This is a genomic window from Rhodobacter capsulatus, from assembly GCF_005144475.1.
GTDB classification, from domain to species: Bacteria; Pseudomonadota; Alphaproteobacteria; order Rhodobacterales; family Rhodobacteraceae; genus Rhodobacter; species Rhodobacter capsulatus_C.
The window spans coordinates 51,709-62,142 of the sequence record NZ_SWJZ01000018.1 but is presented as its reverse complement, the minus strand read 5'-3'; the positions used below and the strand labels follow the sequence as shown (position 1 = coordinate 62,142).

Annotated in this window: 12 protein-coding genes; 11 read left to right on the top strand and 1 reads right to left on the bottom strand. The window is 67.2% G+C overall.

Features of this window, described 5'->3' with window-relative positions; all coding sequences use genetic code 11:
- The first annotated feature begins 80 nt into the window (after positions 1-80).
- The 11 genes from trmB to FBT96_RS06395 all read left to right on the top strand — a co-directional run bounded on the left by trmB (position 81) and on the right by FBT96_RS06395 (position 9,914).
- Complete coding sequence (trmB, locus tag FBT96_RS06445) at positions 81-806, top strand: tRNA (guanine(46)-N(7))-methyltransferase TrmB (protein ID WP_136905499.1); 726 nt, start codon at positions 81-83, stop codon at positions 804-806.
- A 93-nt stretch (positions 807-899) separates the two neighbouring features.
- Complete coding sequence (aroA, locus tag FBT96_RS06440; protein WP_136905498.1) at positions 900-2,243, top strand: 3-phosphoshikimate 1-carboxyvinyltransferase; 1,344 nt, start codon at positions 900-902, stop codon at positions 2,241-2,243.
- A 96-nt stretch (positions 2,244-2,339) separates the two neighbouring features.
- Positions 2,340-2,927 (top strand): (d)CMP kinase, encoded by a 588-nt coding sequence (locus FBT96_RS06435; RefSeq protein WP_136905497.1) that lies wholly within the window; start codon positions 2,340-2,342, stop codon positions 2,925-2,927.
- Positions 2,928-3,006: 79 nt separating this feature from the next.
- Positions 3,007-3,639: an NAD(P)H-dependent oxidoreductase gene (locus FBT96_RS06430; protein WP_136905496.1), complete on the top strand. Its 633-nt coding sequence runs from the start codon at positions 3,007-3,009 to the stop codon at positions 3,637-3,639.
- Positions 3,640-3,800: 161 nt separating this feature from the next.
- Positions 3,801-5,480, top strand: coding sequence for a 30S ribosomal protein S1 (gene rpsA, locus FBT96_RS06425; protein ID WP_136905495.1), 1,680 nt, complete (start codon positions 3,801-3,803; stop codon positions 5,478-5,480).
- Between the two features lie 275 nt (positions 5,481-5,755).
- The gene (gene ihfB, locus FBT96_RS06420; RefSeq protein ID WP_110805943.1) at positions 5,756-6,043 is read left to right on the top strand and encodes an integration host factor subunit beta; all 288 of its coding nucleotides are present in this window, start codon (positions 5,756-5,758) and stop codon (positions 6,041-6,043) included.
- Between the two features lie 6 nt (positions 6,044-6,049).
- Positions 6,050-6,406: a lipopolysaccharide assembly protein LapA domain-containing protein gene (locus FBT96_RS06415; RefSeq protein ID WP_055210006.1), complete on the top strand. Its 357-nt coding sequence runs from the start codon at positions 6,050-6,052 to the stop codon at positions 6,404-6,406.
- Between the two features lie 7 nt (positions 6,407-6,413).
- Positions 6,414-7,085 (top strand): phosphoribosylanthranilate isomerase, encoded by a 672-nt coding sequence (locus tag FBT96_RS06410; RefSeq protein ID WP_136905494.1) that lies wholly within the window; start codon positions 6,414-6,416, stop codon positions 7,083-7,085.
- Positions 7,086-7,202: 117 nt separating this feature from the next.
- Positions 7,203-8,435, top strand: a complete 1,233-nt coding sequence (trpB, locus tag FBT96_RS06405; RefSeq protein WP_136905493.1) for a tryptophan synthase subunit beta — start codon at positions 7,203-7,205, stop codon at positions 8,433-8,435.
- A 384-nt stretch (positions 8,436-8,819) separates the two neighbouring features.
- A complete protein-coding gene (locus tag FBT96_RS20995; RefSeq protein ID WP_212635359.1) occupies positions 8,820-9,290 on the top strand; it encodes a hypothetical protein in 471 nt (156 codons plus the stop codon).
- A gap of 6 nt (positions 9,291-9,296) precedes the next feature.
- The gene (locus FBT96_RS06395) at positions 9,297-9,914 is read left to right on the top strand and encodes a helix-turn-helix transcriptional regulator (protein ID WP_136905492.1); all 618 of its coding nucleotides are present in this window, start codon (positions 9,297-9,299) and stop codon (positions 9,912-9,914) included.
- Positions 9,915-9,920: 6 nt separating this feature from the next.
- Here FBT96_RS06395 and FBT96_RS06390 read toward each other — a convergent pair whose 3' ends face one another.
- On the bottom strand, positions 9,921-10,430 hold the full coding sequence (locus FBT96_RS06390) for a GbsR/MarR family transcriptional regulator (RefSeq protein WP_136905491.1): 510 nt from the start codon (positions 10,428-10,430) through the stop codon (positions 9,921-9,923).
- Between the last annotated feature and the right edge of the window lie 4 nt (positions 10,431-10,434).

Genomic DNA, 10,434 nt, shown 5'->3' with positions numbered 1-10,434 from the left:
CCTCGGGCTTGCCCGAGGCGAAATCATCGCAGCGCATCCCTCTTGACCGGGGGCCCCTTTGGGCCCTAAGGCGCAGCCCCATGACCGAGAGCCCCGAAACCCCCGAGACCGCCGCGCCCGCCCCGCAACCGGAGTGGCGCAATTTCTATGGCCGCCGTTCGGGCAAGACGATGCGGGCCTCGCAAAAGACCTATATCAGCGAGGATCTGGCCTCGCTCACCCCCGGCGGCATCTCGAAAGAGGACAACCCGGGCCGCGAGATCCTTGATCCCGGCACGATCTTCGGCAAGGACGCGCCGCTCTGGCTGGAGGTCGGCTTCGGCGGCGGCGAGCATATGGTCCATATGGCCGCGCGCAACCCGGCGGTGAACATCCTCGGCTGCGAGCCCTTCATCAACGGCGTCGCGATGCTTCTGGGCAAGATCCGCGCGGCGGGCGTTTCGAATGTCGCGATCTGGCCGGGCGACGTGCGCGACGTGATGGAGGTGCTGCCCGAGGGCTGCATCGCCAAGGCCTTCCTGAATTACCCCGACCCCTGGCACAAGCGCCGCCACCATCGCCGCCGCTTCGTGACGCCGGGCTATCTGGGCGCGCTGCACCGCATCCTTGCCCCGGGCGCCGAATTCCGCGTCGCCACCGACATCCCGAATTACATGGAGCAAGCGCTGATCGAGGCGCCGAAGGCCGGGTTTGACCTTGTCGCCCATTCCGGCACGCCCTGGGACGACTGGCTCTCGACCCGCTACGAGCAAAAGGCCCTGCGCGAAGGCCGCGTGCCCGATTACGCCACCTTCCGCAAGCCCTGAGCCGCGCGGGCGTATTTGCGCCAAGAAGAAACGCGGGGCTTTTCGGTCGGGGCGCGGTGCGCTAACAGGGCCCTGACATTCAGGGAGGCTTTCATGTCCGCTCACGGTTCCCCCATCCGCATGACGTCGCGCAAGGGCGGCCCGCTTTCGGGCGTGGCCGCGGTGCCGGGCGACAAGTCGATCTCGCATCGCGCGCTGATCCTGGGCGCGCTTTCGGTGGGCACGACGCGGATCACCGGGCTGCTCGAGGGGCAGGACGTGCTGGATACGGCGAAGGCGATGCAGGCCTTTGGCGCCACCGTCACCCGCACCGGCCCGGGCGCCTGGACGGTCGAGGGGGTGGGGGTCGGCGGTTTTGCCGAGCCTGCCGAGGTGATCGATTGCGGCAATTCGGGCACCGGCGTGCGGCTGATCATGGGCTGCATGGCGACCAGCCCGATCACCGCGACCTTCACCGGCGATGCGAGCCTGCGCAAGCGCCCGATGGGGCGGGTGACCGATCCGCTGGCGCTGTTTGGCGCGCGGTCTTACGGGCGCGCGGGCGGGCGGCTGCCGATGACGCTGGTCGGCGCGGCCGAGCCGGTGCCGGTCACCTACACGACGCCGATGGCCTCGGCGCAGGTGAAATCGGCGGTGCTGCTGGCGGGGCTCAACGCGCCGGGGCAAACCGTGGTGATCGAAAAGACGCCGACCCGCGATCACACCGAACGGATGCTGCGCGGCTTTGGCGCCGAGGTGACGGTCGAGGCCACGCCCGAGGGCAACCGGATCACCCTGCAGGGCCAGCCCGAACTGGTGGCGCAAGAGGTGGCGGTGCCGCGCGATCCGTCCTCGGCCGCCTTCCCGGTCTGCGCGGCGCTTCTGGTGCCGGGTTCGGACATCCTTGTGCCGGGGGTCAGCCAGAACCCGACCCGCAACGGGCTCTTCATCACGCTGCGCGAGATGGGCGCCGATATCGCATTCCTCAATGAACGCGAGGAGGGTGGCGAGCCGGTTGCCGATCTGCGCGTGCGCCACTCGGCCCTGACGGGCATCGAGGTGCCGGCCGAGCGCGCCGCCGCGCAGATCGACGAATATCCGGTGCTGGCCGCTTTGGCCGCCTGCGCCACCGGCACCACCGTGATGCGCGGCGTGCATGAGCTGCGGGTGAAGGAAAGCGACCGCATCGCGGCGATGGCGCGCGGGCTGGAAGCCTGCGGTGTCCGTGTCGAGGAAGACGAGGACACGCTGATCGTGCACGGGCTTGGGCCCGAGGGCGTGCCCGGCGGCGCCACCGTCGCCACCCATATCGACCACCGCATCGCGATGAGCTTCCTGGTGCTCGGCCTTGTCAGCCAGGAGTCGATTTCGGTCGATGACGGCTCGCCGATCGCCACCTCCTTCCCGGTCTTCGAGGATCTGATGCGCGATCTTGGCGCCAGCATCACCCGGGACTGAGGTCGAAAGGGCGTATTTGCGCCAAGAAGAAGCCCATGGTTTTCTTCTTGGTCAAAATACGCAAACTGCAACGTTGAAGCCCGTGCGAGGTTCAAGATGATGTTCACCGTGGCGATCGACGGGCCTGCCGCCGCTGGCAAGGGCACGATTTCCCGCGCCGTGGCCGAACGGTTCGGCTTTGCGCATCTGGACACCGGGGCGCTTTACCGGGCGGTCGGCGTCAAGGGCGGCGATCCGGTGGCCGCCGCGCGCGGGCTGACGCCCGAGGATCTGGCGCGCGACGATCTGCGCACGCTGGACGCGGGGCAGGCGGCCTCGAAGGTCGCCGTCATCCCCGAAGTGCGGCAGGCGCTTCTTGATTTCCAACGCGATTTTGCCCGCCGCGCGGGCGGCGCGGTGCTGGATGGGCGCGACATCGGCACCGTCATCTGCCCCGAAGCCGAGGTGAAGCTCTTCGTCACCGCCAGCCCCGAGGTGCGGGCGCATCGGCGCTGGCTGGAGGTGGGTGGCGACGCCGCGCAGGTGCTGGCCGAGGTGAAGGAGCGCGACGCGCGCGACATGACCCGGGCCGATGCGCCGCTGCGCCCCGCTGCGGATGCCGTGGTGATCGACACCTCGGACATGAGCATCGAGGACGCGATCGCGGCGGCCTGCGCGGTGGTGTCCGAACGGCTGTGCAAATAGGCGCAGAAGCTTTCGTTGCGTCGTGCGGCTGTGCGCCTATCTTGGGGCCACACGCTCAACCGCGAAAGGATGCCCCTCGATGCTGCTCGATACCCTGAACTGGCGCTATGCGACGAAAAAGATGGACCCGGCCAAGGCCGTTTCCGAAGACAAGGTCGAAAAGATTCTGACCGCGGCGCAGATGGCGCCGACCTCCTCGGGGCTGCAGCCCTTTGAAATTCTGGTGATCACCAACAAGGAGCTGCGGGCGAAGATTTCCGCCGCGGCTTTCGGCCAGACCCAGATCGTGGACGGCTCGCATCTGGTCGTCTTTGCCGCCTGGGACAATTACACCGCCGAGCGCATCGACGCTGTCGTCGATCTGCATGTGACCGAGCGGGCGATCCCGCGCGAGATGGTGCAGCCCTATTACGACAACCTCAAGGCGATGTATCTGGCCCGCACCGAAGAGGTGAACGCCGCCCATGCCGCGCATCAGGCCTATATCGCCTTCGGCATCGCGCTGGCGCAGGCGGCCGAGCTTGAGGTCGACGCCACCCCGATGGAGGGCTTCGACCCGGCCGCGGTCGATGACATCCTTGGCCTGCGCGCCAAGGGTCTGCGCTCGGTCACGCTGATGCCGCTGGGCTACCGCGCCGCCGAGGGCGACTGGCTGGCCGGCATGAAGAAGGTGCGCAAGCCGCTTTCGGAGCTGGTGACGCGGATCGACTGAGGCGCCGGGGCCGAAAACCCTTGCCCCACAGGCGATTCCCGCCTATAGGGGCCACGTCCACGGGGGGCAGGCGCAGGTCTGCCCCCTTGTGACATACGCAACGAAAGACCGGCGGAGCCAACCGCATGGCCAGAAAACCCATACAAAGGAAACTTGAACGCATGTGCGCCAAAGCTAGCATGGAAGAATTCGAAGCCCTCCTGAAGGAAAGCTTCGAGATCGACACCCCGCAAGAGGGATCGGTCGTCAAGGGCAAGGTCATCGCCATCGAGGCGGGCCAGGCCATCATCGACGTCGGCTACAAGATGGAAGGCCGCGTCGATCTGAAAGAATTCGCGAATCCCGGTGAAGCTCCCTCGATCGCCGTCGGCGACGAGGTCGAAGTTTACCTCGATCGCGTCGAAAACGCCCGTGGCGAAGCCGTCATCTCGCGCGAGAAAGCCCGTCGCGAAGAAGCCTGGGACCGTCTCGAAAAAGCCTATGCCAGCGAAGAGCGCGTCGATGGCGCCATCTTCGGTCGCGTCAAGGGCGGCTTCACCGTCGATCTGGGCGGCGCCGTGGCCTTCCTGCCGGGCTCGCAAGTGGACGTCCGTCCGGTGCGCGATGCCGGCCCGCTGATGGGTCTGAAACAGCCGTTCCAAATCCTGAAAATGGACCGTCGCCGTGGCAACATCGTTGTCTCGCGTCGCGCCATCCTGGAAGAATCGCGAGCCGAACAGCGCGCCGAAGTCATCGGCAACCTGACCGAAGGTCAGATCGTCGACGGCGTGGTCAAGAACATCACCGAATACGGTGCGTTTGTTGACCTCGGCGGCGTCGATGGCCTGCTGCACGTCACCGACATGGCCTGGCGCCGCGTCAACCACCCGTCGGAGATCCTCACGATCGGCGAGACCGTCAAGGTCCAGGTCGTCAAGATCAACAAGGACACCCACCGCATCAGCCTCGGCATGAAGCAGCTGCTGAACGACCCGTGGGATTCGGTGGAAACCAAATTCGCGCTGGGCTCGGTCCACAAGGGCCGCGTCACCAACATCACCGATTACGGCGCCTTCGTGGAGCTGGAAGCCGGTGTCGAGGGTCTGGTTCACGTCTCGGAAATGTCCTGGACCAAGAAGAACGTGCACCCCGGCAAGATCGTTTCGACCTCGCAGGAAGTCGACGTCATGGTGCTCGAGATCGACACCGCGAAACGCCGCGTGTCGCTGGGCCTCAAGCAATGCCTGCGCAACCCGTGGGAAGCCTTCGCCGATGCCCATCCGGTCGGCACGGTGATCGAGGGTGAAGTCAAGAACATCACCGAATTCGGTCTGTTCATCGGCCTCGAAAACGACATCGACGGCATGGTGCACCTGTCCGACCTGTCGTGGGACAAGCGCGGCGAAGAAGCGATCCAGGAATACCGCAAGGGCGACGTCGTGCGCGCGGCGGTCACCGAAGTCGACACCGACAAGGAACGCATCTCGCTCTCGATCAAGGCGCTGGATGCCGACACCTTCTCGGATGCGGTCGATGGCGTGAAACGTGGCTCGGTCATCACCGTGAACGTCACCGCGATCGAAGACGGCGGCATCGAGGTCGAATACAACGGCATGAAGTCCTTCATCCGCCGTTCGGATCTGGCCCGCGACCGTGCCGACCAGCGCCCCGAGCGCTTCCAGGTCGGCGATCACGTCGACGTGCGCGTTGTCAACATCGACAGCAAGACCCGCAAGCTGGGCGTGTCGATCAAGGCGCGCGAGATCGCCGAAGAGAAGGAAGCCGTGGAACAATACGGCACGTCCGACTCGGGCGCCTCGCTCGGCGACATCCTTGGCGCCGCGCTCAAGGGCCGCGAATAATCTTTCCCGCAAGGGATCGGAAAGGCCCCGCTTTTGCGGGGCCTTTTCCTTTGTGCGATTCGCCACGGGGTTGCGCATCGGGGCTGAAACCGCCTTTCCGCAGGGTCAGCCGATGGAGGACTGCGTCCGAGCGCCGCAGATCGGGGCCGAAACCGCGATGGCAGGCGATAATTTCCCGCCTTTCCAAGCCATTGCTGTTTGTGTCGCGGAAAATTCCCCCTATAGTCTGGGCAAGAACCAGTCCGGGTCGAGCCGGGTGACGGGGGAGATGACGCATGATCCGCTCTGAATTGATCGCCAAGATCGCCGAAGAGAATCCGCATCTGTTTCAGCGCGACGTGGAGAAGATCGTGAACACGATCTTCGACGAGATCATCGAGGCGATGGCCCGCGGTGATCGGGTCGAGCTGCGCGGCTTTGGCGCCTTTTCGGTGAAGAAACGGGACGCTAGAACCGGGCGCAATCCGCGCACCGGCACATCGGTCGCGGTCGATGAAAAACACGTGCCCTTCTTCAAGACCGGCAAGCTTCTGCGCGACCGGCTGAACGGGGTAGAGGAGTAAGACCCGATGTTCCGCGCGATCCGCTACCTGTTCCTGGCTTGCCTCATCCTCGTTCTGGTGACGCTGGCGATGTCCAACCGCGAGGTGGTGACGCTCAGTCTGCTGACCTCCGAGATCGAGGCTTTTGTCGGCTTCAACCTGCATCTGCCGGTGCCGCTGTTCTTCGTCTTCTTCGGCGGGATGCTGCTGGGGCTGGGCGTCGGCTTCGTCTGGGAATATCTGCGCGAGCATCGCTTTCGCAAGACCGCCCGCAAGGCGACGAAACAGGCCGCGACGCTGGAGCGCGAGTTGGGCCGGCTGAAGGAAAAGACGCAAGGCCCGAAAGACGAGGTTCTGGCGCTGCTCGACAAGCCCCGCGCCTGAGGGCGCCGTGGTCACCGTCGCCATCAACCGTGGCCGCCCCGGCGGGGTGCGCTGCAAGATCTGCGGGCTGAGAACACCGGCCGATGTGGAGGCTGCCGCCGCGGCGGGGGCGGGCTACATCGGCCTTGTGTTTTTCCCCCGCTCCCCCCGCCATCTGGAGATCGCCGCCGCCCGCGACCTGGCGCTTGCCGCACCCGTGGGGCTGGCCAAGGTGGCGCTGGTCGTCGATGCCGATGACGCGGCTCTGGAGGCGATCACCGCGGCGGTGCCCTTGGACATGCTGCAACTTCATGGCAAGGAAAGCCCTGCCCGGGTGGCCGAGGTGAAGGCGCGCTTCGGCCTGCCGGTGATGAAGGCCGTCGGCGTGGCCGAGGCGGCCGATCTGGCGGCGATCGCCGAGTACGAGGCCGTGGCGGATCAGATCCTGGTCGATGCGAAGGCGCCGAAGGGCGCGGCGCTGCCGGGCGGCAACGGGCTGGCTTTCGATTGGCGGCTGATTGCGGGCCGGGTCTGGCAACGTCCGTGGATGCTGGCCGGCGGGCTGACGCCCGAGAACGTGCGCGATGCGGTGCGGCTGACCGGGGCGCTTCAGGTCGATGTCTCCTCGGGCGTCGAAAGCGCGCCCGGGGTCAAGGAGGCCGCCCGGATGGCCGCCTTTGTCGCGGCGGCGCAGGGGTAGGCCGGGGGTTTCACCCCCGGACCCCCAGCGTATTTGTGCCAAGAAGAAACAGGAACTTTACCCCGAGGGGGGGGCGCGCTATCTGCTGTTGGCGCGTGAAGGACAAAGGGGACGGCGATGGCGGAAGATCGGCTCAACAGTTTCATGACGGCTCCGGATGACAACGGCCGCTTCGGCATTCATGGCGGGCGGTTCGTGTCCGAGACGCTGATGCCGCTGATCCTTGAGCTTGAGGCGCAGTATGAGCACGCCAAGACCGACCCGACCTTCTGGGCCGAGATGGACGCGCTGTGGAAGCATTACGTCGGCCGTCCCTCGCCGCTTTATTTCGCGCCGCGGATGACCGAGGAGCTGGGGGGCGCGAAGGTTTACCTCAAGCGCGAGGAGCTGAACCACACCGGCGCGCACAAGATCAACAACGTGCTCGGGCAGATTTTGCTGGCCCGGCGCATGGGCAAGACCCGGATCATCGCCGAGACCGGCGCCGGTCAGCATGGCGTGGCGACGGCCACCGTTTGCGCGAAGTTCGGGCTGCAATGCATTGTTTACATGGGCGCCACCGACGTCGAACGTCAGGCGCCGAACGTGTTCCGGATGAAGCTTCTGGGCGCCGAGGTGGTGCCGGTGACCTCGGGGCGGGGCACGCTGAAGGACGCGATGAACGACGCGTTGCGCGACTGGGTGACGAATGTGCGCGACACGTTTTACTGCATCGGCACCGTCGCGGGGCCTGCGCCCTATCCGGCGATGGTGCGCGATTTCCAGTCGATCATCGGCAAGGAAACCCGCTGGCAGCTGGAGGAGCAGGAGGGCGAAGGCCGTCTGCCCGACACGATCATCGCCTGTGTCGGCGGCGGCTCGAACGCCATGGGGCTGTTCCATCCGTTCCTCGATGACCCGTCGGTGCGGATCATCGGGGTCGAGGCCGGGGGGCTGGGCGTCGATGACCGGATGCAGCATTGCGCGTCCTTGACCGGCGGGCGGCCGGGCGTGCTGCATGGCAACCGCACCTATCTTCTGCAAGACGAGGACGGGCAGATCCTGGAAGGGCATTCGATCTCGGCGGGGCTTGATTATCCGGGGATCGGGCCGGAACACAGCTGGCTGCATGACATCAAGCGGGCGGAATATGTCTCGATCACCGACATGGAGGCGCTGGAGGCGTTCCAGTTCTGCTGCCGTACCGAAGGCATCATCCCGGCGCTGGAAAGCAGCCATGCGCTGGCGCATGTGATGAAGATCGCGCCGGGTCTGCCGAAAGACCACATCATCGTGATCAACCTGTCGGGGCGGGGCGACAAGGACATCTTCACCGTGGCGAAGCATCTGGGCGTCGAGATGAAGATCTGATCCGCCCGGCGGACTGGCTCGACAAAGGCGGCGCCCGGGGCGCCGCTTTTGCGTTTTCGGCCCCTACACCAAAGTTTATGGCGCGGATTTCCGCCTCACCTTCGCCGGTTTATACCTTTCGCTGAATTGCCTTTCCGGCGGCGGCGGGCGACAGATCGGTGTCCCGTCCCCCAGACGTGACGGGCGGATCGGACGGGCGGGGCCCGGCCCGGTCTGCCGCTGGACTGACCTCGACACCGGACCGGGCCGCCACTCACGATGCGCGCGGCCGTTGTCGGGGGGCCCGGACAGATGTACTGCTTTCGCCAGGGCGCGCCCGCGTCCGGCGGTTCCTGAGCGCGCCCCGATCCTGCGGGAGGGGCGCGCCTTTTTCGGAGTGAGATCATGCGATCGCGCCTGCCCCGCCTTGCCCCCGTCGCGCCGCTGGCATTGAGCCTGGCGCTGGGGGCGCTTGCCGCCCGCGCCGAGACCCAGGCCGGGATCGTCGCGCAGATGCAGGCCGAGGGCTACCGCTCGATCGAGGTCTCGACCACCTGGCTGCGTCGGGTGCGGATCGTCGCCGAGGGCGGCGCGGGCCTGCGCGAAGTGGTGATCGACCCCCGCAACGGCGAGGTGCTGCGCGATTTCACCGAGCCCGCGCCGCGTCGGGGCGGGATGGCCCCGCCGCCCGGGCTGCGGCCGGGGGGCATGGCCCCTCCGCCCGGACTGCGGCCCGGCGAGATGCCGGGCGCCGACCGGCCGCGTCCCGAGGGTCCCGGGCGTCCGGGCGGTCCGGACGGCGGCCCCGGTGGTCCGGGGCATTCGGGCGGCCCCGGGCCCGGCGGCCCCGCGGGGGCCGGGCCGGACGGGACCTGACCGATCATGGCCCCGACCGATCCGACCGACCTTTCCCCGCCGCCGCAAGGCCCGCGGCGGCGCCCGGCCTGGCTGAACCTGCGCGTCGCGCTGCTGCCGCTGTTCCTTGTCCAGACGGTGACCGCGCTGTTCTTCGTCTCCGACATCGTGTTTTCGGTGCTGGGCATCGAGGTCGCCCCGATCAACTGGAAACTGCGCGAGGCGATGGAGATCTCGGCCGCGCTCGGGCTGGTGCTGGGGCTGGTCTTCGGCGCGCAGGCGCTGCTTCTGGCCCGGCACGAGGCCGAGGTGGCGACCGAGAAACTGCGCCGCGCCTCGACCGCCTTTGCCGAATTGCTGAGCGAGCGCTTCGCCGAATGGCGGCTGACCGCGGCCGAGCGCGAAGTGGCGCTGTTCGCGATCAAGGGGCTGACCCTGGCCGAGATTGCCGGTCTGCGCGCCACGTCGGAAGGCACGGTGAAGGCGCAGACGGCGTCGATCTACCGCAAGGCCGGGGTCTCGACGCGCAGCCAGCTGGTGTCGATCTTCATCGAGGATCTGATGGACGAGCCCACCGCGCGGTTCACCGATATCGCCCCGGGCACGATTGCCGCGCCCAAACGCGCGGCGCAGGGCGGGCGGTAGGCGGGCTCACTTCTCGGGCCGGTGCTTTTTCTTCGCCTTCTTCTCGGGGCGGTCGGCGCCCATCGTCTGCATCAGCTCCGTCAGATCGCGGCGCATCAGCTTTGAAAACCACTGCGAGGCCGCCCCGGCCATTTCGGCCAGATCCTGCATCCGCGTGTCGTCCTCGGCCTGGGCAAGGGCGGTCATCCGGTCGATCAGCGGTGCGATCTCGCGCCGGTGCCGTTCCGCCAGACCCGCGCGCAGCAGCGCCCAGGGGTTCGGATCGGCGGTGAAGAAATCGCGCCGCAGCCCGGGCTTGCGGCTGACCTGCACCAGCCCGGCCTGACGCAATTCCTTGAGCGCGACCGAAACATTCGAGCGTGAGAGGCCAAGCCCCGTCGCCAGATCCTCGGCCGAGGGGGTGTCGGTGGCCCGCCAGATCGTCGCCAGGCACTGCCCGGCGGCGCGGCTCAGGCCGAAGGCGCTGGCCAGATCGGCGAAAAGCTGCGTCAGATCCGAGGGGGCAGGCGCGGTCATGGGG

What these genes read in the sequence shown, in the direction of transcription:
- FBT96_RS06390 (WP_136905491.1), bottom strand. Translation starts at nt 10,430, where the DNA reads ATGACCGCGCCTGCCCCCTCGGATCTGACGCAGCTTTTCGCCGATCTG.
- ihfB (WP_110805943.1), top strand. Translation starts at nt 5,756, where the DNA reads ATGATCCGCTCTGAATTGATCGCCAAGATCGCCGAAGAGAATCCGCAT.
- FBT96_RS06430 (WP_136905496.1), top strand. Translation starts at nt 3,007, where the DNA reads ATGCTGCTCGATACCCTGAACTGGCGCTATGCGACGAAAAAGATGGAC.
- FBT96_RS06435 (WP_136905497.1), top strand. Translation starts at nt 2,340, where the DNA reads ATGATGTTCACCGTGGCGATCGACGGGCCTGCCGCCGCTGGCAAGGGC.
- aroA (WP_136905498.1), top strand. Translation starts at nt 900, where the DNA reads ATGTCCGCTCACGGTTCCCCCATCCGCATGACGTCGCGCAAGGGCGGC.
- trpB (WP_136905493.1), top strand. Translation starts at nt 7,203, where the DNA reads ATGGCGGAAGATCGGCTCAACAGTTTCATGACGGCTCCGGATGACAAC.
- FBT96_RS06395 (WP_136905492.1), top strand. Translation starts at nt 9,297, where the DNA reads ATGGCCCCGACCGATCCGACCGACCTTTCCCCGCCGCCGCAAGGCCCG.
- rpsA (WP_136905495.1), top strand. Translation starts at nt 3,801, where the DNA reads ATGTGCGCCAAAGCTAGCATGGAAGAATTCGAAGCCCTCCTGAAGGAA.
- FBT96_RS06415 (WP_055210006.1), top strand. Translation starts at nt 6,050, where the DNA reads ATGTTCCGCGCGATCCGCTACCTGTTCCTGGCTTGCCTCATCCTCGTT.
- FBT96_RS20995 (WP_212635359.1), top strand. Translation starts at nt 8,820, where the DNA reads ATGCGATCGCGCCTGCCCCGCCTTGCCCCCGTCGCGCCGCTGGCATTG.
- trmB (WP_136905499.1), top strand. Translation starts at nt 81, where the DNA reads ATGACCGAGAGCCCCGAAACCCCCGAGACCGCCGCGCCCGCCCCGCAA.